We start from the raw sequence: 24421 nt of genomic DNA, 5'->3' as shown, positions 1-24421 counted from the left end.
GCGTGAATCTATACGAAATCAAAGGAGTTTATAAGTCCTACAACAGCAAAGAAAAGCCTCCGGTATATGCTGCGTTTAATATCAACTTGACCATCAAAAAGGGAGAGGTTTTAGGCTTAGTCGGGGAGTCGGGCTGCGGCAAAAGCACCTTGGCAAAAATGCTTTTAAAGCTGGAGCAGCCAACCCGGGGCAGAATTATTTTTAAGCAGCAGGACATAACAGATTATTCCTTTAAGCAAATGCGGAAAATCAGAAGCAGCATGCAGATGATCTTTCAAGGAACCGCTAATGCCTTCAATCCCTATTTTACGGTCGAGCAAATCATCAGTGAACCCCTTAATAATTACAGCCGGGAAGCTAAAGAGCTGAAAAAGAAAAAAGTTGTGGAGATCATGGAAAGAGTGGGGCTTAACAAAACCTATCTGACCCGCTACGGTCATGAAATGTCCGGAGGACAAAGGCAGCGGGTGGGTATCGCCAGGGCCTTAATTCTCAATCCTGAATTCGTGGTCTGCGACGAAGCCGTGTCCAGCATCGACTATGCCTTAAAGAACCAGATTTTGAGCCTTTTGACGGACTTAAAGCGGCAGTTTGGTTTTACCTATTTATTTATTTCCCATGATCTTTCCGCGGTCAATAAGATCTGTGACAGGGTGGTGGTCATGTATCTGGGAAATATTGTGGAAATCATCCCTCATATTAATGAGCAGGTACAGCATCCCTACACGAAAGCGCTGCTTGCGGCGACTCTTATCCCCAACCCTCATCAAAGAGAAAAAAACAGGGTGTTGTTTCGAGAAGGTGAAGGCTTAAAACTACCTGAAAGAGGGTGCATTTTCCAAAATCGTTGTCTTTATGCTCAAAGCATTTGCTTAACCGACCAGCCGGCCTTGATGTCCAAGAATGACGAGTATTATGTGGCTTGTCATCTTTGCCATAATCATTAATGTAGGAGGAAAACCATGAGCAAGAAATTTTTCACATCCCTGACAGCCTTTTTGCTTTGCCTGGCCCTAATCCTTTCCGGCTGCAGCCAAAACCCTGCAACGGCAAATAATCCGGAGGGGACAAAGGCAAAGGATGTTGTCGTAGCCATTTATCGTGACGGCGCCATGGAGGACCTGGATGCCGCAACCTATAACGGACCGCACTTTTTATATAAGATGATTTATGAGGGCTTTGTTGAAGACGGCGGAGCAGGAAAGATTCTTCCCCAACTGGCGACCGGCTGGGACATTTCCCCGGATGGAAAAACCTATACCTTTAAGCTCCGTGAGGGGGTAAAATTTTCTGACGGAACGGAGTTTAATGCAGATGCCGTAATTTTCAACCTGAAACGCTGGGTCAACAACAAACGTCATTCCACCTTAAGGTCTTTCAATGTAGAGAGTATGGAAGCGGTGGATAATTATACCGTGAAAATTGTCTTTAAGGACGGAGCCTATCCGATTTTGACAGAGCTGACCTATCCCCGGCCGGTGCGATTCTTAAGCCCTTCTTCCATCACGGAAATTTCCGGAGAGGTTATGGGCAAATTCACCAAGCCTGTGGGTACGGGCCCCTGGATGCTGGAATCCTATACGAAAGACCAGGAATTCACCCTTGTTCCCAACCCCTATTACTGGGGAGAAAAACCTAAGGCCGATAAAATAACCTTCAAGGTAATTACGGACGGGCAGGCGCGAGTCCTGGCTTTGCAAAGCGGCGAGGTTGACATTCTCGGCGGTGACCTGATCGGCAAGATCCCTATGGAGAGTCTTTTAGAACTTAAAAACTCGGGAAAATTTGCGGTCTATACCCAAGGAACTATGTGCTCCCACTTTATAGCCTTCAATCAAAAGGTGGAAGCACTTCAGGACAAAAATGTCCGCTTGGCCATGAACTACGCCATCAACAAGCAAAGCATTGCCGCCGATCTTTTTGACGACATCGGCTTAGAGGCGAAGGGATTGTATCAAAATGGGGTTCCTTATACCACAAGTGAAAACAATTACGGGTTTTCCAACGATAAGGAAAAAGCCAGGCAGCTGCTTGATGCTGCCGGCTATAAAGATAGCAATAACGATGGAATTCGGGATAAAGAAGGGAAAAATCTGGAGTTAAACTTTGTATTGTCAACGGAAGAATTCCCTGAATGGAAGCCCCTGGCCGAGTTTGTTCAATCCGAATTCTCAGCTATCGGTATCAAAGTAAAACTCAATATTTTGGACAAAAACGGCTACGAGGATGCCACCATGAATACAAAGGCTTTTGACCTGGCTCTCATGAGAACGGCCTCAGATTCCTGGATGCCTCACGGTTCCTTGCTTGAGCTTTTCTCCATTATCCCTACCAGCAACGCCGCCAAAGCCTGGTATGATGAAGGGCTGTACAACAATATTATTAAAACCCTAAATACGCTGGACGAAACCGAAAGACAGCAGAACTATGACGGAGTCTTTAAATTCATCAGCGAAGAAGCACTGACAATTCCTATTTACTATCCAATTACGTCTTTTGCAGTCAATACGGAAAAAATAGCGGGTTTTGAGATTGGCGTGAATAACTACGCGCCTATTGAATGGCAGAAACTTAACGTAAAGTGACCTGATTCAGTCCAGGTGGAATAACCGGGCTTCAGGTGTGTATTTAAGAAAAATAGTCAGGGGTGAGCATAGATGAACAGCGAAGAAAAACTGATTAAGAATTGGACCGACGGTTCCAACAATTACAGCAATATCGTCAAAGTGGAGCTGAACAGCTTTAAAAAGCAGGCCTGGACGGACATCATCCTTGAAAATGCCGGAAAAACCACCGCAATGGATATTCTAGATGTGGGTACCGGCCCGGGGTTTTTTGCCATCATCATGTCCCAGGCCGGGAACAGAGTGACCGCCATTGATTGTACCGGGGCCATGATTGAGGAAGCCAAGGCTAATGCCGAAAATGAAGGGGTTACAGCGGATTTCAGAGTGTCCGACGGTCAAAATCTGGAGTTTGAAGACGAAAGTTTTGACCTGATTATCAGCCGGAATGTGACCTGGACTCTCATCGATGCGCAAAAGGCTTATAGAGAATGGAAACGGGTTTTAAGGCCCCAGGGCAGAATTCTTATTTTTGATGCCAACTGGAATATCCGGTTTTTCAATGAAGAATACATGAGGAAATTTGAGGAAGATCAAGAGGACTACCGAAGAGTGTTTGGCGAGGAGCCTCCTCAGTACACAGCCGAGATGATCGATTACCGGAAAAGTATGCCCATGTGCCGAAGAATCAGGCCCCAGTGGGATTTTAATGCTCTAGTGGAACTGGGTCATAAGAAGATTTACTATGAGATGGATATCGGCAAGCGAGTCTATGACGAACGGCAAAAGGTCATTCACCGCTCGACTCCCATGTTTATGCTGGTTGTAGAAAAGTAGATTCTCCATTTACTGTAAGCGACAGCGCTGCTCTCAACATTAGAACAAGTTATTATTTTAAAATTATATAATTTTGTAGGAAACCATGGAGGTTTAGCTAAGCTATTAGCTTTTTCTCCATGGATTTTTTTATTGGTTCGATGATTTGGGGGGTGATTTTTCAAAAGTAAAGGGGGAATGGGCAACGATTAAGGGTCTGATAAAAATTTAAGGAAGGGTGAGGATATGCATATTCAAAAACGGATTGAAAACTACTGGCAGACGGCCAATGAGCGTTATGACGAGACGATTCAAAGGGAATTAAAAGGTGTTCAAAAAGAGGTTTGGCTTCGGCTGCTCCGGGAGAGCCGACCTCCGGGAGAAAAACTGGAAGTTCTGGATATCGGCACAGGCCCCGGTTTCTTTCCCTTGCTCCTTTCCGAAATGGGGCATCAGGTTACAGCCATCGACTGTACGGAGAGCATGCTGGCTACCGCCCGAGAAAATGCAGAAGGGGCAGGCTTTGATGTTTCCTTTCATTTAATGGATGCTCATAAGCTGGCCTTCGAGGACAACTCCTTCGATATGATTCTGACCCGCAATGTCACCTGGCTGATGTATGACCCTCCTGCCGCTTACCGGGAATGGCACAGAGTCTTAAAGCCCGGAGGCCGGCTGCTGATTTTTGACGCCAACTATTATTTGTGGACCCAGGACAGCCAGTGGCAGGAAGAGTTTGAACGGGACACGGAAGAAGCGGTTAAGCTGGGCTTTAAGAAGTTTGAGGCGAGCAATGTGGAAGAAAGCAACCGGATTGGGCAAGACTTGTTTTTCAGCAAAATCCGCCGTCCCCAGTGGGATGTTCCTGTCTTGTTCAATCTGGGCTTCGGCAAAATTTACGTGGAGGGGGATTTAAGCGAACTGATCAGTGACGAGATAAGCAAGGTTCGCTACCGCACCATGCCGCCCTTTATGATCCGGGCGGAAAAAACGGAGGTCAACTATCTCTATGGATTAAAATCACAGGATTTTTAAGGGCAGAAACCCTGGGGCAAAAGACCGTGCTTGTGCGAAAGCAAATCAGAGGAGGGTAAGAGAAAGGTGAAAAATGAATCAGAGGTGGATAAGAGAAGGTTGAAACTAAGAATAAATACAAGTAAAAACAGGGCGGTTCTCTGTTGGCTGCTCATCGGCCTCTTATTTTTCAGCGGCTGCGGGACGGGGGGGACGGAACAAACCGGGGGCAAGAAGGGCGTTCCCCAGGAATTGACCATTGCCAGAGTAGGGGATGTGGGGACTATGAACCCTCATCTTTATGACAGTGATATGGGGGCCCAGACTCTGGTGTATGAACCTTTGGTCAATTTGGATAAGGAAGGAAATATCATTCCTTGTCTGGCAGCTTCCTGGGAGTTTAAAGACCAGGGACTGAGCTTAGTCTTTCAGCTGCGGGAAGATGTAAAGTTTTCTGATGGACAGGACTTTAATGCCCAGGCTGTCAAACAAAACTTTGAAGCGGTCCTGGCCAATGCCAAACGGCATAGCTGGCTGCCTATGATTGATAATCTGAAGTCCGTAGAAGTGACGGCTCCCTATACGGTGGTTTTGCATTTAAAGAGTCCATATCCCTTTACCCTGCTGGAACTGACCATGGTGCGGCCCGCCCGCTTTTTAAGCCCGGGAGGGTTCGGGGAAAATGGGATTGCCTTTGCCAAGCCGGTAGGAACAGGACCCTATATCTTAACAGAGTATGTCAAGGATGAAAGAGCGGTCTTTGTCCGCAATGATCAGTACTGGGGGGATAAACCCAAGTTGGAGAAGATAACCATCCGTCCTGTACCTGACTCCAACGTCCGTTTAAATGCCCTCCTGGCGGGAGAGGTGGACTTAATTGTGGGCAGCGGTCTGAGTGCGGTTTCTTATCTGGATTTAAAAAATCTGCAGGGTAAAGCCGATTTAGATACTAACGTGGAAATGGGGGATGTGGCTCAGTTTCTGCTGCTTAATCCCAGCGCTGAGTTTTTGACGGATAAGGCCGTTCGGAAAGCCATATGTCTGGCAATTGATAAGCAGGAAATTAATCAGGTGGCTTATGAGGATATGGAAAGTGTGTCGGATACCATGTTTTCCACCAAGGTTCCGGAGATTCTGGGAGAGGTCAAGGGACCGGGAAGGGATCAGGAGAAAGCTAAGCAGCTTTTGGCCGCTGCCGGCTGGGCGGATAGTAACGGGGATAAGTTTATGGACAAAGATGGCAAGACCTTAGAGATCCTGTGCAACATCCCCTCGGACGCTCTGACCACCAAAACCTTGGCGGAAGTGGTTCAGGCCCAGCTTTCAGAAATCGGGATCAAGGTTAAGATCAGCTCGGTGGAATCGGCGGTTTATTATGAGCGCAAAGAATCCGGCGAATTTGGCATTATGCCGGATATTTCCTGGGGTGTCCAATACGATCCTCAAAGCATTTATAAGTCCTTCAGGGATGTCAGACCTTTTTTAGGAAAGATATTTCAGGGAGAGGCAGGCCCCCAGTTTGAACAGGCCCTGCTGACCATGGAACCGGCGGAACGCAGAGCCAAGTTTGAGCGGATTGCCGATATCTTCATGAACGAGGAATTTATCGTAATTCCAACCACCGTTACCCCCAATGTGGCCGTATATAATAAAAAGGTTCAGGGCTTCAGCTTCTCGGCCAATGTTTGGGAATTAAGTACGGGACTGTCTAAGGTGGAGCTCGTAAAATAGATGAGTTATCGAGGTAGATGATAGTGCTGAGATATATCTGCAAAAGAGTCGTGGTTCTGTTCTTTGTCTTGGTCGGGGTGTCTCTGCTTACCTTTGGGATGGTTCACCTTACCCCGGGAGATCCGGCGGAAATTTTGCTGCGGACAGAAGGGATTGATGCCACACCCCAGGCGGTGGAGGAGCTGAGGGAGAAATTGGGTTTAAACCATCCTCTTCCCCTTCAATACCGCAACTGGATCGGTAAAGTCCTGCGGGGAGATCTGGGAGTTTCTTTCGAGACCGGACTTCCTGTGCTCCAGGAGCTGAAACTGCGTATGCCCGCCACCCTGGAACTGACTGTGGCGGGGACCATAGTGGTCCTTCTGGTTTCCTTACCCTTAGGCTTGGTTTCCGCCTTGTTTAAGAATACCTTTGTGGATCATCTTAGTCGGTTTTTCGCTTTGCTGGGTGCCTCTCTGCCTTCCTTTTGGCTGGGGCTGATTATGATTTATCTTTTGGCAGTGAAATACTCCCTGCTGCCGGTTATGGGACGGGGCAGCTTGGCTCATCTGGTGCTGCCGTCCTTGACTCTGGGCTTAGGAATGTCCGCCACTTATGCCCGCTTGCTGAGGGCCAGCATGCTGGAGGTTCTGGGACAGGATTTTATTCAGGCAGCCCGGGCCCGCGGGCTGCGGGAAAATACGGTTCTGCTGGGACATGCTTTTAAAAATGCCCTGCTGCCGCTGGTCACCGCTTTCGGGATGAGCTTGGGCCATTTGCTGGGCGGGACGGTTATTGTGGAGACGATTTTTGCCTGGCCGGGGATGGGCCACTATTTGGTGGATTCAATTTTTGGCAGGGATTATGCCGTGGTGCAGGGATATGTCCTGCTGATGGCCCTGATTTTTGTTGTGATTAACCTGCTGGTGGATATTTCCTATGCCTTTATTGATCCCCGGATGCGTCTGGGCAAAAAGGGGGCGGAGGGATGAAACTAAAAAGCTTAGTGCACGATCCTTTGGCCTTGTTGGGCTTGATCTTAATCGCGGTCATACTGGCCGCTGCTGTTTTAGCCCCTTGGCTCGCTCCCTATGATCCCCTTCAGGTTAATACGAACCACAGGCTGGAAAGCCCTTCGTCCGGTTATCTTTTGGGAACGGACCACATGGGCAGGTGTATTCTGTCGCGTATCCTGCACGGGGCACGGAGTTCTCTGAGCATTTCTTTTCTGGTCTTAGGTATGACCTTGTCTCTGGGAACTCTGGTGGGCACCCTGGCAGGCTATGCAGGGGGAAAACTGGATGATCTGATCGTCGGTATCATAGATATCCTGCTGGCCTTCCCGGGCTTGATTCTGGCTTTGGTCATTGCCGGGATGCTGGGACCCAGCATTGCCCATGTCATGATTGCCATAACAGCCGTTCAGTGGGTGGGGTATGCCCGGATTATCCGGGCCATGGTGGCTTCCGGTAAAGAAAAGGAATACATTAAGGCTGCCCGCACCGGGGGAGGCAGTCACTTATCCCTGGTTCTGCGTCATATTCTGCCGAATGTATTGTCTCCGATTATTGTTCTGGCGACCTTGGATATGGGGGCTACCATTCTGACTATTTCCGGCATGTCTTTTTTGGGGCTGGGGGCTCAGCCCCCTCAGCCGGAATGGGGAGCGATGCTTAACGATGGTCGTCCCTACATGTATAGGGCACCCTGGATCATGATCTTTCCCGGTCTGGCTATATTAATGACCGTCCTGGCCTTTAATTTATTGGGGGATGGGATGAGAGATTGCTTTGATCCGCGGGAAGTGCAAAAACCAGGAAAGCAGGTGACAGGATGAAGAGTTCGGAGTCTATTCTTGAAATAAGCGGCCTTCAGGTGGGCTTTGCCAGGGGAAAAAGGATTCTGCCCATTATCCAAGGACTGGATTTAAAATTGTCCCGGGGGCAGGTTTTAGGGCTGGTAGGAGAGAGCGGCTGCGGCAAAAGCATGGCTGCCCTGTCCGTTCTGCGCCTGCTGCCCCCAGGCGGAAGAATAACCGGCGGCAAAATCCTGTTGGGGCAGGAGAATCTCTTGGAGCTCTCCCGGGGAGAGATGCGCCGGATTCGGGGAAAAAGGATCGGGATGATTTTTCAGGATCCCAATACGGCCCTTAATCCGGTGCGGCGGATTGGCGGTCAGTTTGTGGAGACCTTGCGGACCCATTTGGCCCTGGAAAGGCAGGAGGCTAAGCTTAAGGCAGAAAGTATGCTAAGCACTCTGGGCCTGGCTTGTCCGGAGCGGCTGATGAGATCCTATCCCTTTCAACTAAGCGGAGGAATGCGGCAGCGGGTGATGATTGCTCTGGCCCTCTCTTTGCAGCCCGACGTGCTGCTAGCCGACGAGCCTACCACGGCTCTGGATGTTACCATTCAGGCTCAAATTCTTGCGGAATTGAAAGGATTGCAGGATCAATTTCAAACTGCCATCCTCCTGGTATCTCACAACCTGGGGGTGATTGCCCAGCTTTGCGATGAGGTGGCCGTCATGTACGGAGGAACTATTGTGGAAACCGGAACGGTGGAAGCTCTTTTTAGGCAGACGTCTCACCCTTATACCCAGGGGTTGCTTCAGGCAATTCCCCATTTAGACAAAGGCAGGGGTCAAACCCTAAGGGTTATCAAAGGGCAGCCTCCTGAAGCGGGCCGGATTCCTCAGGGGTGTCCCTTTGCTCCTCGCTGCGCCGCCGCCGCGGAGATTTGCCGGCAAAGCCGCCCAACCCTGCAGCAGGTAGGAGAAAGGCCAGGGCATCAAGGAGCCTGCCATTTCCCCTTGACCTGGATGACCAAGAAAAATAGGGCTCAAGGCCTGAGCAGGAAGGCGGTGTCTTCGTGAAGCAGACCCTGCCTTTGCTGGAGGTCTCAGAGTTAGGCAAATATTATGCGGGACCAGGGGGAGTTAAGCAGAGACGGAAAAAGCTCCGAGCTGTAGACGGGGTTTCCTTTGATTTGAAGCAAGGGGAAACTCTGGGCTTGGTGGGGGAAAGCGGCTGTGGAAAAAGTACCCTGGGCCGCCTGCTCCTGCGCCTGGAAAAAGCAGATCAAGGGAGAATCCTTTATGAAGGGGCAGACATAACAGCCTGGCAGGGGAGGAGGCTGCGCCAATGGCGGCGGAATGTGCAGATGATTTTCCAGGATGCCTTTGCCTCCCTTAATCCCCGCTTGTCTGTGGAGGAGATTATCAGGGATCCCCTGAGAAATTATGAGCGGCGGGGAGCTAAGGCCTGGGCCGCCCGGGTGGAGGAATTGCTGGAGATGGTGGGCTTGGAGCCCGGCGCGCGCTTTCGTTATCCTCATGAATTCAGCGGGGGGCAGCGCCAGAGGATCGCCATTGCCAGAGCGCTGGCCTTGGGGCCCCGGCTTTTGGTGTGTGACGAATGTGTAGCCAGTCTGGATGTATCGATTCAGGCCCAGATTCTGCAGCTTATCCAGTCTTTAAAAGAAAGGCTGGGGCTGTCCCTGCTTTTTATATCCCACGATCTGGCTGTTATTAACTATATCAGCGATAGAGTCGGAGTGATGTATCTGGGAAAGATTGTGGAAATTCTGGAAGCGGGCAATCTCCTTGAGGCGGCCCGGCACCCTTATACTCAGGCTTTGTTTTCTGCCGTTCCCCTTCCTGATCCCGCCCAAAGAAACGCCGCTCAGCTTCTGCTCAGGGGGGAACCGCCGAATCCTTTAAACCGGCCTGCCGGCTGTTCCTTTCATCCCCGCTGTCCTCAGGTCATGGAGAGGTGCCGGCAAGAGGAACCGGCAGTCAGGGAGATATCCCCAAAACACTGGGTTGCTTGTCATGGGATATGATGTCAGCCGGCCATCGAAAAGGGCTGTCAAGATATAAACTGCTTCAGAATTTAACCCCTGATGATTGTTCCCCCAAGGCAATATTTTCCTTTTTATGGTATAATGATATTGTTCGGTTTATAAGGCAAACCAGAAAACTTAAATGTAATCTTCCCTGGTGAATGAGTTATTATAGAGTTTGGCAATAACTGTTCACCACGAATTATTGCACTGCATATAGCTATGGGGGACTCCTGTGTAAATTGTCATTCCATCATATACACAATATCGGATAAAGGAGAGTGTTATTATGCCGATGCCGGTACCCCAAGAAGAAAGACAATACACGTATGCAGACTACCTAGCATGGCCTGAAGATGAAAGAGTAGAAATTATAGATGGTGTGCCCTATCTGCAAGTAACGCCTTCACCGGAGCATCAGGAAATATCCATGAATTTATCTACTCAGATTTCAGTCTACTTAAAGGGAAAATCCTGTAAAGTTTATGCAGCACCATTCTCTGTCAGGTTGACTAAGGGTGACGAGAAGAAGGACGAAGACTTTAAGATAGTCTTTGAGCCTGACATTACCGTTGTATGTGATAAATCTAAAATTGACAAACAAGGCTGTAAGGGTATACCCGACTGGATCATTGAAATTATTTCTCCAACTTCGATTAAACATGATAGAATTACCAAATTTAATCATTATGAAAAAGCTGGAGTTGTAGAATACTGGATTGTAGAGCCAGAGGGTAAGCTTGTAAGTGTATTTTTGTTGCAAAGCAACGGTAGGTATGGCAGGCCGGAAATATACACAGAAGAGGAAAAAATAACTGTATCAATATTTCCGGATTTGGCTCTAGATTTGAGTGCGGTGTTTCCTTCTATATTAATAACTGAGCTATAGATCTACTGACTAACAAGCATATTAGCGACCTGGATTAAAGGCGGGTGTGATAAAAATCGCACCCGCCTTTAACTATTAAAATGACCGGTTATGTTCATGACCATATTATCTTCATGTTTGAAAATGAGATGAAAATCATCTTTACTGAATAACTAGAATTATCCGGTAAAGATGATATCATGGATATAGATTTATTAAAATCAATCCAAGCACCAAAAGAGGAATTGAGGTTGAAGGAATGGATGGGCAGAATAAATGTAATAAAAAGGCGGTAATAAAGTTTACAGGAGCTTTTATAGCGTGGGTCATTGGTTCGGGCTTTGCAACAGGACAGGAAGTATTGCAGTTCTTTACAAGTTACGGATACTTAAGCTATGGTGTTGTTTTGCTTAATTTAATAGGTTTCTTATTTTTTGGTCAAATTTTATTAGTGACAGGATATGAACATAAATCTGAAAGGTTATTTAACCATTGTAAATACTTCTGTGGTGAAAAGTTAGGGGCATTTTATTCATGGCTGATTCCTCTTACTCTGATTTTGATTATGCCTGTTTTAATATCCGGAGCTGGTGCTACTCTTTCTGAGTACTATGGAATCAAACACTATATTGGTTCTGCTATCATGGCCGGGATGGTTTTATGTGCTTATTTAATTGGATTTGAACGATTAATAAACGTCGTTTCGACGATAGGACCATTTATCATTATTTTTTCTTTACTTGTTGGAACGATTACGGTAATCCATGATTTTCAAAATTTTGGGGAGGTGCCTAAATACGAATCCATACTGAGTGAGTCGCAATCAGCACCTCATTGGATTATCAGCTCTATTCTATATTTATCGTTAAATTTCCTGAGTGGTAGTGTATATTTCACAGGACTTGGTATGTCAGCAGATAATCGGAACGATGCAAGATATGGAGCATTATTTGGAGCTATTGCTGTAATTCTGTCTATTACAATCATGAATTCAGCTATCTTGCTGAATGCGGAATATCTTGCATCCTTGGCAATCCCGACATTATATTTAGCAAAAAAAATATCTTACATATTTGGAGCAGTTTTCTCAATTGTGTTGATATTAGGTATGTTTTCTTCTTGTTCCACAATGATGTGGTCCGTATGCAGCCGATTTACACTAGGCGGAAAAAGAGGGAACCAGATATTTGCAACCCTGGTTGCAATATTTACCTTTGTATTAAGTTTATTCTCGTTCAGTGAACTTGTAGGTATCTTTTATCCACTTGTAGGATATGTCGGACTGATATTTATTGGTTGTGTAATATATAAAGGAATAAAACAACTAATTCTCATGCCCTAAAGGATGTTTCCTTTAACTATTAAGGACGGAGAAATGGTAGGATATATCGGCCCCAACGGTGCCGGAAAAAGCAGCACCATTAAAATAATGAGCGGAATTTTAACTCCGGACAGCGGCACATGCAGCATTAACGGCAGAACACCCTGGTAGGAGAGGATCGCCCATGTCAGGGAAATCGGCGTTGTTTTCGGTCAGCGCATGCGCTGTGAAATTGCAGCTTCTCTGCTGCACAATCCTAAAATCCTGTTTTTGGACGAACCCACAATCGGACTGGATGCGGTTTCCAAAATTGCGGTGCGCCAATTTATTAAAACCATAAACAGCGAACGTAAAACCACCGTCATCCTGACGACTCACGACATGCAGGACATCGAAGCACTAGCGGAGAGAATTCTCTTGATTGGCAAGGGAAAAATCTTGCTGGATGGTTCTTTGAGCGAGCTGAAAAAGAGAAATGCCACGGGACGGGGATCATAGGCAGAATAGTGAGAACCGTACCGGAAAGGAAGAGTCCTCTATCTCATAATTTTTAAGCGAACACTTTTCTCATCTTTATAGTCCCCAAAGTACAAATTCCCAAGTATGTTAACCAACATAATCCATAAGTAATAAATGAATTTCCTAATAACGGATAAGGAGCGATAGACCCTGAAAATCCACCAAAGAAACCATCTAGTACATTGAAAGAAACTGATAAGGGGATCAAGACTAACACCCACAAATTAATCGGCCAATAATGTTTCTTTGCTTTGCTCTTGGTTTCATCAGCCCCCACAGTTTGCCCCAATGCAAAACTCATACACCCGATAGCCATAAATATAAGTCCAATTGCTACGGAGGATGCTGCTTGTTCCTCATGCCACACCATAATTGCCGCAATCAATCCTATAAAATTCAGTGCAGTACCGACAATTGAAAAGATTCTTGCATCCGGTTTTTTCTTCACAGCTTCTTTTGGGTGTTCAATTCCTTTTAAAAGATAATCTATAGTCACTTCAAAATAATCACTGATCATAATTATTTTGTCAATATCCGGTGTACTCTGATTACTTTCCCATTTTGAAACAGCCTGCCGGGAGACACCAATCTTGTCGGCAAGTTCCTCTTGCGAAAGACCTTTGATTTTTCTTAAAGTTTGAATTCTGTTTGAAATACTCATTGTGTGACACTCCTTCCCTTGCTGGTGTCATAATAGCAAAAAATAAGGTTGCATTACTACCAACTACACTTAGAAATATGTCAACCGCCAGTTGCGGTTGGACTTTCTTCAGCAACCTATATCGAGCTGAAGGAAAAATGGCTTCGTTTTATGGTAAAATATGGATATTACATTAAAGCATAAACGCTATTTATTGAGAGGTTTTACGACGACCCTGCGATCACCGGCTCGGACAATTGCATATGCGATATTTGCATGACGGCGGATGAGTTCCGGGCACCGGAAAATATAACAACGATAAAAGGCGGTAAGTTCGCAATTTATCACTATGAAGGAAAAATACGTAACATATTCTGCTCGGTACAGGGGGTATTCAGCATCCGGCTGCCTGAGAGCGGCTATATCATGGATAAGCGATACGGCTTGAACATCTATCAAAAGATCGACGGAAACAGCGAATATGTAAGCATGGATTTATGTATCCCAGTTAAATAGAATAGAGCAAGAATTCAGAAGTTATGAAACAGACTTTTCTCTATAATGAGAGCAAAGTGACTTAGCTTGCTTTAGCAATTATTATTTTTAAAGTTCTTTAATAAACACAAAATTGTTGTCAGTAGAAAGATCTTTGCAGTATGTATACCCTAAACGGTCAAAAGCTATAAGGCTATCGGGGTCTGTTAAGGCGTTCTCAGCCAGCCAGCGGACCATCTCACCCCGGGCCATTTTGCACAGAGTACCCTTTTCAATAACCTTGCCCTCTTTCCGCTCACCGAAAGTACAGGTGAGAAAACGCACCGGCTTAGGCAAATGAAGGGAAACCGCCTTGCTGTATTCTTTGGAAGCCAGATTTAAAATCACATCCGTTTCGGCTGAGAGGAGCTGAGCCGGTTTTTTGCCCCAGAAGGCATAGAGGTATTTACACCCGGCAGCTGAAAGTTTGGCCTGCATTTCCAAACGGTAGGGCGTTACCCCGTCGAAGGGACGCAGCACTCCGTAGAATCCCGACAGAATGCGCAGGTGTTCCTTGATGTAGACGAACTGACGGTCTTCAAAGACGCTGGGAGCCATATATTGATACTGAATGCCCTCGTAGGCCAGCAGAGCCGGGGTCAGATTGCGGCGCAAATCCATCTCCCGCAGGCGCCCGTAATTAAGGGAAGCGATAGAATCATTGCAGCGCCACAAGGATTTCAACGCAGCATAATCCATACTCTGCAGGACCCGCAGCAGAGTTTCTGCTTCAGCCGTAAACTGGGGCAAGGTCTCATGAGGCAGGCAATCGTTGTCGGTTTTCATTTTCTTGGCTGGGGAAATGATGATTCTCACGAGGTCACCGTCCTTTTCACTTCCCTCTACTTTAGCATGATTGAAAAGCTGCGTACAGTGCTCCCTAAAGACCTTATACAAGCCATCACAATAAGCGGCTCTGCCCCTGCTATACCTTATATGGGATATAATCCTAAACTGTCTGTAAATCCTATCAATATTGATAAATACACACAAGTTTTTATAGACTGCTGGCGGCGGTTTTTGCGCCCGGACCAAGGTAACGAGGATTTTGTGATTTTTGACGGCAGTTTTTTATTTCACCGCGCAAATGACCTGATACAAAATTACAATGCCACCGATGAGATGATTGCTGCACACTTGAAAGCATTACTTTCAGCAATGGCTCCGTACAACCCGCTTCTCTTCTATCTTTCTTCAAGAGATGTCGGCGCACGGCTCATTCAGGCACGAAAAGGCCGTGGACAAGCCACGGCGACTGATGCGCAAATTGCTTCTGAGGTTGAGAGGAAAAGTCGGCAAATGCAGATATAAGAATTGCTGCCCATCAAAGCGCACATTTTCGATATTTCAAGGGGTTGGGAGAAAGCGAAAAATGAGATGATGGATATTATCTCGAAGGAAAGCCTATAACCAAATTCATTTACGGCACCAGCAATGCAGGCAAAATTCAATTTATGCGGGAAGTTTTTGCACTTTTGGATTTTTGCGTTGAGATGCTGAACCAGCTAAATTTTCTCTGATTGCCACACTGAAAATACCATATTTAGCGCCGCATATGGTGGAGAGCATGGGTGTTAAGTTAAGAAATTGGAATTTAACAACACATAGTTTATATTATTAAGATTTACGTATTGAATTTTGACACCATTTAAATAACGCACTAAAATACTCGTCAAAATCGTACTCCTTTTTATTTTTCAATTCCATAGCTTTAAGCAGAACCTTTTTATCTTCCTTGAAATTTTGCTTTAACAGGCCAATCAGTTCATCAATATAAGTATCTATTCTAAGCATTTCGGATCCCCCGCTTCTTCATTCCCTAAATATACTTTGTGTGGGTTTCCTGCATAAAGGTTCATAATCTGCCTACGCAGTATTGAAGGATACAAGGGTTGAGTATTGAGCGTTTTTATATCTATCCAGTCAAAGCCAATTTGGTTAGTATCACCGTGTAAGGCGGCGTTGGGAATTTCGGCGATATATTCACACAGAAAGACTAAATCCACTCGATGAAAACTCTCACCATGAATGCCTTCAACAACAAAAACCAATTCTTTCGGAGCGACACTTATTCCTAATTCTTCGGCAACCTCACGACAAGCGGCATCAGGAAGAAGCTCCTCCGTTTCCTGCCCTCCACCAGGCATGATATACCATACTTCACCATTCTCCTGCAATTTTATTGCGAGCATCTTGCCGTCTTTAATTATCAAAGCTTTTGCAGAATTCCTTATCGATCGATTCATAAGTTGCTCCCCATGTAATCTCTGACAAATTCCTGTTTATCGTTCTCAATAATTATAGCAGAGCGCACTGAATAGGATATAATTTCCATAATAATCGAACCTAAATATGCTGATAGCGAAAAAGCACTCCCTGCCCTTCTTCCGAACCACATTTCATAAACAAAGACATCCCCTCCTCTCGGCAGAAAGTATATCTTTATTTAGAAGTAAACTATAATTGTCCTCAAATCAGACTAATTTTATCTTCCATAGCAATACCTCTAGAATAAAAATGTATTATCTGTGTAAGCAGCCGTGTTCGGCTATTTCGATCTTAAAGAACTGCCGTTGGAAAGGCGCTTAGCCTTTACCCGCAGCCAATATAAGAATTGCTGAAGACTTTCCTTTATCCTTAGGTTGCTTAATGGTATAATATGGTTGAGCGCTTTGCATGACTTAGGCGTCAATCACTGCCTGTTCGCTTAGTTTCTATATTTAACGGGGGAGTGACTACTATGTCCTCATTTGAAAAAAACAAAGGCCTGTCAATTCCAACGGACGATGGCTTTCTAATGTCTCCTAAAATTGATTTTGTCTTTAAACTTATCTTTGGTCAGGAAAATAATAAAGATCTATTGCTGGCTTTTCTCAAAGCCGTTCTCGGCGATTCGGCTGATGAGTATGAAGGGATAGAAATCATCAACAATGAACTTCTCCGGGAGTTTGCCGAGGACAGGAAAGGAATTCTCGATGTACGGGCAAAAACAAAATCAGGCAAACAGATCGACATCGAAATTCAAATCTTGCCCACCCAATTCATGCCGGAGAGAACACTGTTCTACTGGTCAAAAATGTTCACAAGTCAGGTTAAACCGGGGGATACCTATGACCGGCTTAAAAAGTGCATTACTATCAACATAGTGGATTTCATATGTACCCCACTTCCCAAGTTATACTCCGCTTATCATTTGACTGAAGATAAGACCGGTTACCGCCTGACGGACATCCTCGAAGTTCATTTTCTGGAGATTGCCAAACTCGCGGATTTAGAAATTTCCCGGGATCTCAGGGACCCGGTGGTTGAATGGATGGAATTTTTGGATGCCAAATCCAAAGGAGTGATTGAGATGCTAGCCGAGAAAAACCAGGACATTAAAAAGGCCTATGATTTATTACAGATCATTAGTAAAGACGAAAAGGCGAGAATGCTTTATGAGGCCAGGGAAGCCGAGCTTCGAGACCAGCTGACCAGGCTGAAAGTTGCGGAAGATAAAGGTAGGGCTGAAGGAATGAATATGGGGGAAACACAAAAGGCTCTTAGTATAGCTGAAAAAATGCTGAGACGGGGAGACTCGGTTGAAGAGATTTCCGAATTAACCGAGCTTTCGCCGGAAAAAGTGGCGGAACTGAAAGATAAATTATTTTTCCGGAATCCATAGTCCGAGTCAAATAAACGAGAGACCGGGGCTGAGCAGCTTCAGTCTCCTGTTTTTTTCCGGGGTCCCCGGGAGGATAAACTATAGAAGGCAAGTGAGATATGCAACGTCGCGAAATCTCAGCCATCCCCTGCGGGGTTTGAGTCAGAGATGTTCTTGCTCTCAGGCTCAAGATAGAGGTCTTCCTTTGGAATACCTAAAAGAAGCCCTGCCTGACTGTAATTCAAATTCGGATTCGAATCCGAATTTGAGGGGCCAAGCTGTCCGGCTCTGTATTAATCAGTTTTTCGGATAGGGCTTTTTCCGATTCGTTCTGTTTAAAAGATAGTCGGTACTGGTCTCATGGAATTCAGCTAGTTTGATTAAAATTCCCGTAGGTAAATCTACCTCGCCTCGTTCGTAGTTGCTATATATCCTTTGGCTGCAATTAAGATAGGCTGCGATCTCTGTCTGGGTCAGGTCTTTGTCTTCTCTTAATTGCCTTATGAAGAAATTCAGCAGGTTCAGCGTCAGACCGAAGAAATGTATATTCACAGCCAGAATCGTGAATTGATTCTTGTGAAATCAGGCAGGGACTCCGAAGAGCCGGAGAAGAACAAATAAAGTTCAGCTAGGTCTCATAGGCCGTGGGTTAAAAAAATGAGGCAAATATTATTTGACTCAAACTGCCTGAGGATGACGAAGACTGAGGGGGCGGTGACTGAATGCAGGATATAGAGCTTTTTAACAGATTCATAAAAGTCGAATCGGTCAACAAAGGTTGGTCTGGGGACAAAAAATACTGCGTGACAAGGGCAGACAGAATGAGGTATCTGCTTCGTATCTCGCCCGCCGAGCAGTATGAAAAGAGAAAAGTCTTGTTTGAACTATTGGAACGTGTAGCCGGGTTGGGCATTCCGATGTGCATGCCGATTGAATTTGGCGCTTGCGGAGACGGCGTTTATATCCTTGAAAGTTGGATTGACGGCGAGGGCGCCGAAGCAGCAATCCCGATGCTGTCCGAAACAAAACAATATGGGTTGGGGCTAAAATCCGGCGAAATTTTGCGAAAGATACATATAATTCCCGCGCCAGATGAGCAGGAAGATTGGGTGGTGCGGTTCAATCGTAAAACTAATTATAAAATACGGAAATACCGCGAATGCGGTAAGCCGACTTTTTTATCATACTACATTTCATAAGCAAAGACATACCTTGCTCTCGGCAGAAAGTGTTTGTGCTCTATTTGTGGAAGTTTATATCCTTATATCTACAGGTTGCAATTTTGCAGCAAATGAAACTTTACTGCTTCGTATTATATTTATTTGGGACATATTAAAGAATCTATTTCAAACCAGTGTTCAGTCAACCAAAGCATTTCATCCTTGAAACGTTTTGGGGTTTCGTCACAATTCCCAAGAAATTCCGACCGTATCCACCAAGGTGTTTCAATGCACCAAGATAGCCGCAAAGCATCTGCTATATTAGGTAAAGTCAATGCTGAATACTGCAAATAGCCTTCAAGGAAAGCGCATACCTTTTTGACGTTCATTTTATTTCCTTCCAACGCAAAAGACAGTATCGCTCTTCCTATATCATGCCAAATATAGCTGTAGCAATTACGGTCGAAATCAATGACAGCGGATACGCAATCCACATCGAACAGGATATTGCCGGAGTGAAAATCTTCGTGTGCGAATCCTTTGGGAAACTTATCAAAAAAATCGGTGTTAAGCTGCTTCAAAATCGGCTCCAGCGCAAGCAAGGCTTTTCGATATTCAACATGAGCGTCCGGCGAATATTTCGTCATACAGGAGTTAAAGTTTCCCCATAATAAAGCTGTCGTATAACCGCCGAAAACAGGTAGATTCCTGACCGAAGGCGTCGGCACCTGCGAAAAAGCCCTGTGCATTATGGCGCAGGTGCTGCCAAGACTGCGCATTTGCGGTATTGTGATTGTATCGGCATTTTCGGTCTTTCCCGTGCAAAAATCCATAACCATATAAATCGTTTCGTCATCCAGCCAACGAATTATACGGCCTTCACACTGCCAGAGAAACGGACAGGAAACGCCGTTTTTTCCAAGGATAATCTGCCGCTGTAGCGCAGACTCAATTCTCTCAATTTGTTCTCTGCGAAACCGCTTGATACTATACTGTTTAACCAATAATTCGCCTTTTTCGGTTGAAAGTTTCCATTTCTGATTTAACAATCCACCTATTACTGGAGTAATTTTATTAAAAGTTAACCCATAACTGTCTTTCAAATCAGCTATAATTTTATCTTCCATGCAATAACCTCTAAAACAAAATAATCCACAGTTCAATACAAGGTCTCTAAAACGACCATGACTGGCCTTGTTCAGCAGATTGGTCAGTTTCCGGGTGGAAACGGCAGGCATATCCTCCGGCGTCGGGCACTGCAGCAGCAACTTCTTGGAGGTAACACCAAAGGTGTTGGAAAACAGACTGGCGTATTCGGGAAACACCTGATCCAGCAAGGCGATAGTTTTCTAATTCTGACAGTATAAGAACCAACTTAAGCTTATCAGCCTAAAAAAGCCGCTTAAGGCTGCTGAGTTAGTTTTGAATAAGCTTTGGCTTTTTTCAGGATACAATATTTTACATTATCAAATTGATTTTACCATAATAATCCATCGCGTGTAAGTAGGAATGGCAGGACAATTTTCTCAGGCTTTCAGAAGTTCTGAAGCAGTCCATACCCACCAGAATAATAGAGATTACCGGAGAATAGCGGATACTATTTTCAATAATGAATACAGAGGATGATACGGTCTCAAAGCGAAGACTCACCAGTTTACTGGTATAGCTTTCTTTGGGTCACTTGTTGGCAAGCAAAGTTAAAATCCGAAAGAGGGAGAGAGCTTTTGTGAGATGATACATATTTCATGGTTTTGAGTTCTTTGATGAAATTCAACCGTAGCAATAGTAGGCAATGTAAAATAAACTTTTTTGAAATAAGTATTTAGCAGGAATTTGCGAAGAGTTTGTAGAAATTAATGTAAAAAAAACCAGAAAATAATTTGTCGGCGAAACCATGAAGGTATTGCAAAGACCATGGAGGTTTGACCCATTTAGGGTCAGCTTTGTGGTCTTTTTTTTATGAATGGAGAAATGGAGTGAAAGGAATGGCGCACTGATTGATGCCGGGTTTAAGAAATCTTCAGCAATGGGGATATTTCCGACCAGAGAAGGTTTCTTGGAAATGAGCAAGAGGCAAGGTATGGTTTTTAGGTATTATTAAAGGTTGATTAGAGGTGATTTTTATATAGCAAAAATAGTAAAACACCTGGAAATGGTTGAGGATTATGTTTAGAAATTTGAAGGGGGAAAACGAAAATGAGTAGGGTGCTTTTGAAGAGAAGCGTGTGGTTTCTCAGTTTGTTGCTTGTAGGACTGCTCTTAGCGGGTTGTTCAGCGGTTAAAACTGCTAACGAAGGCAACAAGTCGGAGACAGGCAAAGTTGCGGTAAGTACACAGGGAACCGGTAATTCGGAAATGCAGACAATCACTGATCTGGTTGGCCGGGAAGTGAACGTGAAGGTTCCGGCTCAACGTATTGTAGCCCTTGGACCAGGTTCGTTAAGGCTGGTTGCTTATGCTAAGGGAACTGATCTGGTGGTTGGAATTGAGGATATGGAAAAGAAAGTGCCGACGGGAAGGCCGTATATGTTTGCCTATCCGGAATTGAAGGCTCTGCCGACAATTGGGCAGGGCGGAATAGACACTGTGCCGGATGAAGAAGCATTACTGAGTGTCAAGCCCGATGTTATTTTTATAGCTTATCTGGTGGACAAGGCTAAAGCAGATAAGCTGCAGAAAAAAACCGGGATTCCTGTTGTTGTCTTGAGTTATGGGCCATTGGCAACCTTTAATGAGGAAGAGATCTATCGCTCTTTAGAACTGGTCGGGAAGGTTATCGGAACTGAACAGAGAGCGAAAGAAGTCATTAACTATGTTAAAAAAAGTCAAGAGGATTTGAGAGAGCGCACGAAGGGGATTGCAGACGTTGATAAACCTAAGGTCTATGTTGGAGCTTTAGGAGTGAAAGGAACTCAAGGTATTGAAAGCACTCAGGCCGAGTATCCGCCGTTTGTAAACATCGGAGCGCGCAATGTTGTGGATGAAACCGGAAAAAGCGGCAGCTTGATGATTGAACGCGAGAAACTTGTGAGCTGGGACCCCGACATTCTTTTTATTGATGAAGGCGGTTACAGCAAAGTGCTTGCCGACGCGCAGAAGAACCCGTCATTTTATCAGGCTCTGCGTGCAGTCAAGAACGGCCAGGTTTACGGCCAGATTCCCTATAATTTTTATACCACAAACATCGATACTGCCTTGGCAGATTCTTATTATGCCGGGAAAGTGATTTTCCCGGAAAGATTTCAGGATATCGATCCCGTCAAGAAAAGTGAGGAGATCTATACCTTTCTTTTAGGTAAACCTGTCTATGAACAAATGGCTGAGGATTACGGTGGGTTTAAAAAACTCGAATTAACTCAACCGTAAGAGATAAGCAGATGCATACCGGAGACAAAACGTAGCTATGATTATTAAGTGAAGAAAGTAAGGTGGCAGTTGTGCCTAAAAAAGCCTATTTCGACGAGAAAGCAGCGAAGTGGGATACCCTTATCAAAGATGAGGTAATCATCCGCTTGCAAAATATGGTGTCAGAACTTGGTTTATCACAGGGCAGTAAGGTGCTCGATCTGGGAACAGGTACCGGAGTGCTCATTCCAATGTTGATGGACGCCGTTGGTTCCTCCGGAGCGGTAGTGGCCATAGACTTTGCTCCCCAGATGCTGGCTGAAGCCCGAAAGAAGTATCAGTGGACTAATTTAGAGTTCTTGGAGGGAGCTGCAGAGGCAATTCCTTTAGCGGACCAAGTTGTGGATGAGGTTGTGTGCAACTCGGCGTTTCCGCACTTTGATGATCTGAGGCGTGCCGCTCAGGAAATGGCTCGTGTGCTGAGACGCGGGGGACGAGTTACCGTAATGCATCCCCATAGCAGGGAGTACATTAATGAGCTGCACGCCTCTCTAGGAGGTGCAGTTGAGAACTGTTTGTTGCCTGAGGAGGAAGTTATGCAGACTATTTTTACTGAGGCGGGTTTTGAGTCTATTACCCTTGAAGATGTGCCTCAGCGTTATTGCTTGTCGGGAAGAAAAAGATGAGGGAGCATCAATTATGAAAACTCTCTCATTTGAAAAGGGGATGAACAGATGCTTAAACGTATCGGTTCATCCCTCTTCTTATTAGAATCAGTTCTGATCTTTCTCAGATCAGGCTTTCCAATAGATCCAGGCAGTTTTGGTCCGAACTCTCTCGTGAACAAATCCATTTTGAGAGATCTTTTCCAGATAATTTCTAATTAAAATGTATTTCTGATCATCTGAGTTATTTACAGCTTCAAAGAGTGTACCATAATAAATACAAGCTTCTTCAAGTGAGCGGACATGCTCCCGATCAGTATCGACATAGGTAATGTAGGGATAATACCCTATTAGCCAAAGAATATTAAAAATACAATAGACTGTATTAACATAAAATTTTGGATCTTTAATTTGAAGGACTTCCGTGCGAATAATGTCCTGAACCGAATCGGAACGATCCACAAAATTAGATAGAAAGCAGTATCCCCTGCTGGCAGCGATCATCTTTTCCAGGGTGATTTGATCATGAATTCCCGGACTGTTGATGGCGGCAACCAAGTCAAACCTTTTTTCCCAACCGTATTCTTCAAGATTGACTTCATCCCAATTTAAGTTTTTAAACGAGACATTGGGCAGGTTTGCTACAGCAGCGTTTTTTTGCGCATAGTCTAACATTTTAGCGGATATGTCCAGGCCGGTAACCTCACGGGATATCTTGGCAAATTCAACGGCAAACCCTCCCGGACCGCAGCCTATATCCAAAACGCTGCTGTCTTTGCTAAGAAGATTATTGCTGAACATAAATTCAACGATTTTCCCAATCCGTTGGTCAGGGGTACCACGAGAAACTAATTTATTGAACTCATCCGCCCGATTGTCCCAAAAGGATGCCCCGGAAGGGTTAGCAACCTTTCCCTCGCTCCATAGACGGGTGTATTGTTCTATGTCCATCTATTTTACCACCCTCTCGAATAGTCCTTGAAGCAGTCCAGGCACACTTTTTTGCCCTCATTGATGCGTATCTTGTGCTCGGGAGCGCCTTCCCCGCAATTTTCGCAAATTACGGTCTTAAAGAGTCTTGCTTTCTCGGGCAACTCAAAGGAAGGCTTGGAGAAGTTAAAGAGTTCCGCTGCAGGTGAGTTCAGAAGGTATTCCTGACGCTGCCGGCGATCCATTTCACCATTGAAAGGCTTGATGATCATTCTCAGGCTTTCGCCATTGGACCGGTTATAAAAACTAAAGGCCATTTTTCCTGTACCTTTATACAAAAGATTTCCCTTTCCAAACGTACAGCCCGTGATCACCTGTACAGCATCCACTCCGCAGGCGTCGTTTTCAGTAACACAGACAATTTCTTCATCCGCAGAAAACCGAATGCCCAGCTTCTTGATGGCAGCTTCACAAGCTTTGTAGCCAATTGCCAGACCTGGGCACTCATGCCCGTGAAATTCTACTGCTTTTTCCCACCGTGTTTTCTCTTGACACATACCATTAATCCCCCTTTTGCAAAATAAAAAAGACCAAAAGAAAACTGACCTATCAAAGTCAGACCTCCATGGTCTTCACAAACACCTTCATGGTCCTGCGAGCTATGATTATACTAGTATTCTACAACATCTCATGAATTCCTGCCAGACATATGTTCAAAATGTATAAAAGGGCAAGGGAAAAAGAAGGAATTCTTAAATTCATGTAGAACTACCAACATTAAACAAAATACTTAAAAATTAGACCATGGAGGTCTGGCTTCGATAACGAAGTCAGCTTTGTGGTCTCTTTTTTT

General features: G+C 45.1%; 25 protein-coding genes and 1 pseudogene. 18 read left to right on the top strand and 8 right to left on the bottom strand.

The window, feature by feature from the left end; all coding sequences use genetic code 11:
* Positions 1 to 2 precede the first annotated feature (2 nt).
* The 12 genes and pseudogenes from DESYODRAFT_RS20030 to DESYODRAFT_RS27610 all read left to right on the top strand — a co-directional run.
* Positions 3 to 947, top strand: coding sequence for an oligopeptide/dipeptide ABC transporter ATP-binding protein (locus DESYODRAFT_RS20030; RefSeq protein WP_242833495.1), 945 nt, complete (start codon positions 3 to 5; stop codon positions 945 to 947).
* A 15-nt stretch (positions 948 to 962) separates the two neighbouring features.
* Positions 963 to 2585: an ABC transporter substrate-binding protein gene (locus tag DESYODRAFT_RS20025; RefSeq protein WP_007785868.1), complete on the top strand. Its 1623-nt coding sequence runs from the start codon at positions 963 to 965 to the stop codon at positions 2583 to 2585.
* Between the two features lie 72 nt (positions 2586 to 2657).
* Positions 2658 to 3401, top strand: a complete 744-nt coding sequence (locus tag DESYODRAFT_RS20020; protein WP_007785866.1) for a class I SAM-dependent methyltransferase — start codon at positions 2658 to 2660, stop codon at positions 3399 to 3401.
* A gap of 225 nt (positions 3402 to 3626) precedes the next feature.
* Positions 3627 to 4415 carry a class I SAM-dependent methyltransferase gene (locus DESYODRAFT_RS20015; RefSeq protein ID WP_007785864.1) on the top strand — a complete coding sequence of 263 codons (789 nt, stop codon included), beginning with the start codon at positions 3627 to 3629 and terminating at the stop codon, positions 4413 to 4415.
* A 66-nt stretch (positions 4416 to 4481) separates the two neighbouring features.
* Entirely contained in the window at positions 4482 to 6125 is a 1644-nt protein-coding gene (gene nikA / locus DESYODRAFT_RS20010) for a nickel ABC transporter substrate-binding protein (RefSeq protein ID WP_007785862.1), read from the top strand.
* 17 nt (positions 6126 to 6142) lie between these two features.
* Entirely contained in the window at positions 6143 to 7096 is a 954-nt protein-coding gene (gene nikB / locus DESYODRAFT_RS20005) for a nickel ABC transporter permease (protein WP_345788200.1), read from the top strand.
* Positions 7093 to 7941, top strand: coding sequence for a nickel transporter permease (nikC, locus tag DESYODRAFT_RS20000; protein ID WP_007785858.1), 849 nt, complete (start codon positions 7093 to 7095; stop codon positions 7939 to 7941). The genes nikB and nikC overlap by 4 nt, the downstream gene beginning before the upstream one ends.
* Positions 7938 to 8975 carry an ABC transporter ATP-binding protein gene (locus DESYODRAFT_RS19995; RefSeq protein WP_007785857.1) on the top strand — a complete coding sequence of 346 codons (1038 nt, stop codon included), beginning with the start codon at positions 7938 to 7940 and terminating at the stop codon, positions 8973 to 8975. The genes nikC and DESYODRAFT_RS19995 overlap by 4 nt, the downstream gene beginning before the upstream one ends.
* Positions 8972 to 9943, top strand: coding sequence for an ABC transporter ATP-binding protein (locus DESYODRAFT_RS19990; RefSeq protein ID WP_007785856.1), 972 nt, complete (start codon positions 8972 to 8974; stop codon positions 9941 to 9943). The genes DESYODRAFT_RS19995 and DESYODRAFT_RS19990 overlap by 4 nt, the downstream gene beginning before the upstream one ends.
* 295 nt (positions 9944 to 10238) lie before the next feature.
* Entirely contained in the window at positions 10239 to 10832 is a 594-nt protein-coding gene (locus DESYODRAFT_RS19985) for a Uma2 family endonuclease (RefSeq protein WP_042339923.1), read from the top strand.
* Between the two features lie 238 nt (positions 10833 to 11070).
* Complete coding sequence (locus DESYODRAFT_RS19980; RefSeq protein ID WP_007785853.1) at positions 11071 to 12153, top strand: YkvI family membrane protein; 1083 nt, start codon at positions 11071 to 11073, stop codon at positions 12151 to 12153.
* 18 nt (positions 12154 to 12171) lie between these two features.
* A pseudogene (locus DESYODRAFT_RS27610) lies at positions 12172 to 12630 on the top strand (ATP-binding cassette domain-containing protein); the annotation flags it as partial.
* Positions 12631 to 12682: 52 nt separating this feature from the next.
* Here DESYODRAFT_RS27610 and DESYODRAFT_RS19970 read toward each other — a convergent pair.
* Positions 12683 to 13312: a helix-turn-helix domain-containing protein gene (locus DESYODRAFT_RS19970; protein ID WP_007785851.1), complete on the bottom strand. Its 630-nt coding sequence runs from the start codon at positions 13310 to 13312 to the stop codon at positions 12683 to 12685.
* A gap of 192 nt (positions 13313 to 13504) precedes the next feature.
* Here DESYODRAFT_RS19970 and DESYODRAFT_RS29360 point away from each other — a divergent pair, with 192 nt between their 5' ends.
* Positions 13505 to 13807: a GyrI-like domain-containing protein gene (locus DESYODRAFT_RS29360; protein ID WP_282433068.1), complete on the top strand. Its 303-nt coding sequence runs from the start codon at positions 13505 to 13507 to the stop codon at positions 13805 to 13807.
* Between the two features lie 87 nt (positions 13808 to 13894).
* Here the strand turns inward: DESYODRAFT_RS29360 and yaaA are convergent, their stop codons facing one another.
* Positions 13895 to 14641, bottom strand: coding sequence for a peroxide stress protein YaaA (yaaA, locus tag DESYODRAFT_RS19960; protein WP_007785850.1), 747 nt, complete (start codon positions 14639 to 14641; stop codon positions 13895 to 13897).
* Between yaaA and DESYODRAFT_RS19955 the strand changes: the two genes are divergently transcribed.
* Entirely contained in the window at positions 14582 to 15136 is a 555-nt protein-coding gene (locus DESYODRAFT_RS19955) for a P-loop NTPase family protein (protein ID WP_169315930.1), read from the top strand. The genes yaaA and DESYODRAFT_RS19955 overlap by 60 nt on opposite strands.
* 306 nt (positions 15137 to 15442) lie before the next feature.
* On the opposite strand, the gene DESYODRAFT_RS28415 is transcribed toward DESYODRAFT_RS19955, so the two are convergent.
* Positions 15443 to 15619 (bottom strand): hypothetical protein, encoded by a 177-nt coding sequence (locus DESYODRAFT_RS28415; RefSeq protein WP_007785848.1) that lies wholly within the window; start codon positions 15617 to 15619, stop codon positions 15443 to 15445.
* Entirely contained in the window at positions 15607 to 16071 is a 465-nt protein-coding gene (locus tag DESYODRAFT_RS19950; RefSeq protein ID WP_007785847.1) for an NUDIX domain-containing protein, read from the bottom strand. The genes DESYODRAFT_RS28415 and DESYODRAFT_RS19950 overlap by 13 nt, the downstream gene beginning before the upstream one ends.
* Before the next feature lie 494 nt (positions 16072 to 16565).
* On the opposite strand from DESYODRAFT_RS19950, the gene DESYODRAFT_RS19945 reads away from it, so the two are divergent.
* On the top strand, positions 16566 to 17489 hold the full coding sequence (locus tag DESYODRAFT_RS19945; RefSeq protein WP_007785846.1) for an Rpn family recombination-promoting nuclease/putative transposase: 924 nt from the start codon (positions 16566 to 16568) through the stop codon (positions 17487 to 17489).
* 276 nt (positions 17490 to 17765) lie between these two features.
* Here DESYODRAFT_RS19945 and DESYODRAFT_RS27600 read toward each other — a convergent pair whose 3' ends face one another.
* Positions 17766 to 18020: a helix-turn-helix domain-containing protein gene (locus DESYODRAFT_RS27600; protein ID WP_427854300.1), complete on the bottom strand. Its 255-nt coding sequence runs from the start codon at positions 18018 to 18020 to the stop codon at positions 17766 to 17768.
* Between the two features lie 170 nt (positions 18021 to 18190).
* Here DESYODRAFT_RS27600 and DESYODRAFT_RS19940 point away from each other — a divergent pair, with 170 nt between their 5' ends.
* Positions 18191 to 18667 (top strand): phosphotransferase family protein, encoded by a 477-nt coding sequence (locus DESYODRAFT_RS19940; RefSeq protein WP_007785843.1) that lies wholly within the window; start codon positions 18191 to 18193, stop codon positions 18665 to 18667.
* A gap of 119 nt (positions 18668 to 18786) precedes the next feature.
* Here DESYODRAFT_RS19940 and DESYODRAFT_RS19935 read toward each other — a convergent pair whose 3' ends face one another.
* On the bottom strand, positions 18787 to 19965 hold the full coding sequence (locus DESYODRAFT_RS19935) for a phosphotransferase enzyme family protein (RefSeq protein WP_042338899.1): 1179 nt from the start codon (positions 19963 to 19965) through the stop codon (positions 18787 to 18789).
* A gap of 859 nt (positions 19966 to 20824) precedes the next feature.
* Between DESYODRAFT_RS19935 and DESYODRAFT_RS19930 the strand changes: the two genes are divergently transcribed.
* Together DESYODRAFT_RS19930 and DESYODRAFT_RS19925 are read left to right on the top strand one after the other, a co-directional pair.
* Positions 20825 to 21994 carry an iron ABC transporter substrate-binding protein gene (locus DESYODRAFT_RS19930; RefSeq protein ID WP_007785841.1) on the top strand — a complete coding sequence of 390 codons (1170 nt, stop codon included), beginning with the start codon at positions 20825 to 20827 and terminating at the stop codon, positions 21992 to 21994.
* Between the two features lie 71 nt (positions 21995 to 22065).
* Positions 22066 to 22659: a class I SAM-dependent methyltransferase gene (locus tag DESYODRAFT_RS19925; protein WP_007785840.1), complete on the top strand. Its 594-nt coding sequence runs from the start codon at positions 22066 to 22068 to the stop codon at positions 22657 to 22659.
* Between the two features lie 108 nt (positions 22660 to 22767).
* Here DESYODRAFT_RS19925 and DESYODRAFT_RS19920 read toward each other — a convergent pair whose 3' ends face one another.
* Both DESYODRAFT_RS19920 and DESYODRAFT_RS19915 read right to left on the bottom strand, forming a co-directional pair.
* Positions 22768 to 23589 carry a class I SAM-dependent methyltransferase gene (locus tag DESYODRAFT_RS19920; protein ID WP_007785839.1) on the bottom strand — a complete coding sequence of 274 codons (822 nt, stop codon included), beginning with the start codon at positions 23587 to 23589 and terminating at the stop codon, positions 22768 to 22770.
* 5 nt (positions 23590 to 23594) lie between these two features.
* Positions 23595 to 24125, bottom strand: coding sequence for an FmdE family protein (locus DESYODRAFT_RS19915; RefSeq protein WP_007785838.1), 531 nt, complete (start codon positions 24123 to 24125; stop codon positions 23595 to 23597).
* Positions 24126 to 24421: the final 296 nt, after the last annotated feature.

Source organism: Desulfosporosinus youngiae DSM 17734 (genome assembly GCF_000244895.1).
GTDB lineage: Bacteria > Bacillota > Desulfitobacteriia > Desulfitobacteriales > Desulfitobacteriaceae > Desulfosporosinus > Desulfosporosinus youngiae.
This window is presented reverse-complemented; position numbering and strand designations above follow the sequence as displayed.

What these genes read in the sequence shown, in the direction of transcription:
- DESYODRAFT_RS20025 (WP_007785868.1), top strand. Translation starts at nt 963, where the DNA reads ATGAGCAAGAAATTTTTCACATCCCTGACAGCCTTTTTGCTTTGCCTG.
- DESYODRAFT_RS20020 (WP_007785866.1), top strand. Translation starts at nt 2,658, where the DNA reads ATGAACAGCGAAGAAAAACTGATTAAGAATTGGACCGACGGTTCCAAC.
- DESYODRAFT_RS20015 (WP_007785864.1), top strand. Translation starts at nt 3,627, where the DNA reads ATGCATATTCAAAAACGGATTGAAAACTACTGGCAGACGGCCAATGAG.
- nikB (WP_345788200.1), top strand. Translation starts at nt 6,143, where the DNA reads ATGATAGTGCTGAGATATATCTGCAAAAGAGTCGTGGTTCTGTTCTTT.
- nikC (WP_007785858.1), top strand. Translation starts at nt 7,093, where the DNA reads ATGAAACTAAAAAGCTTAGTGCACGATCCTTTGGCCTTGTTGGGCTTG.
- DESYODRAFT_RS19995 (WP_007785857.1), top strand. Translation starts at nt 7,938, where the DNA reads ATGAAGAGTTCGGAGTCTATTCTTGAAATAAGCGGCCTTCAGGTGGGC.
- DESYODRAFT_RS19985 (WP_042339923.1), top strand. Translation starts at nt 10,239, where the DNA reads ATGCCGGTACCCCAAGAAGAAAGACAATACACGTATGCAGACTACCTA.
- DESYODRAFT_RS19980 (WP_007785853.1), top strand. Translation starts at nt 11,071, where the DNA reads ATGGATGGGCAGAATAAATGTAATAAAAAGGCGGTAATAAAGTTTACA.
- DESYODRAFT_RS19970 (WP_007785851.1), bottom strand. Translation starts at nt 13,312, where the DNA reads ATGAGTATTTCAAACAGAATTCAAACTTTAAGAAAAATCAAAGGTCTT.
- DESYODRAFT_RS19955 (WP_169315930.1), top strand. Translation starts at nt 14,582, where the DNA reads ATGAGGCAGGCAATCGTTGTCGGTTTTCATTTTCTTGGCTGGGGAAAT.
- DESYODRAFT_RS28415 (WP_007785848.1), bottom strand. Translation starts at nt 15,619, where the DNA reads ATGCTTAGAATAGATACTTATATTGATGAACTGATTGGCCTGTTAAAG.
- DESYODRAFT_RS19950 (WP_007785847.1), bottom strand. Translation starts at nt 16,071, where the DNA reads ATGAATCGATCGATAAGGAATTCTGCAAAAGCTTTGATAATTAAAGAC.
- DESYODRAFT_RS19945 (WP_007785846.1), top strand. Translation starts at nt 16,566, where the DNA reads ATGTCCTCATTTGAAAAAAACAAAGGCCTGTCAATTCCAACGGACGAT.
- DESYODRAFT_RS19940 (WP_007785843.1), top strand. Translation starts at nt 18,191, where the DNA reads ATGCAGGATATAGAGCTTTTTAACAGATTCATAAAAGTCGAATCGGTC.
- DESYODRAFT_RS19930 (WP_007785841.1), top strand. Translation starts at nt 20,825, where the DNA reads ATGAGTAGGGTGCTTTTGAAGAGAAGCGTGTGGTTTCTCAGTTTGTTG.
- DESYODRAFT_RS19920 (WP_007785839.1), bottom strand. Translation starts at nt 23,589, where the DNA reads ATGGACATAGAACAATACACCCGTCTATGGAGCGAGGGAAAGGTTGCT.
- DESYODRAFT_RS19915 (WP_007785838.1), bottom strand. Translation starts at nt 24,125, where the DNA reads ATGTGTCAAGAGAAAACACGGTGGGAAAAAGCAGTAGAATTTCACGGG.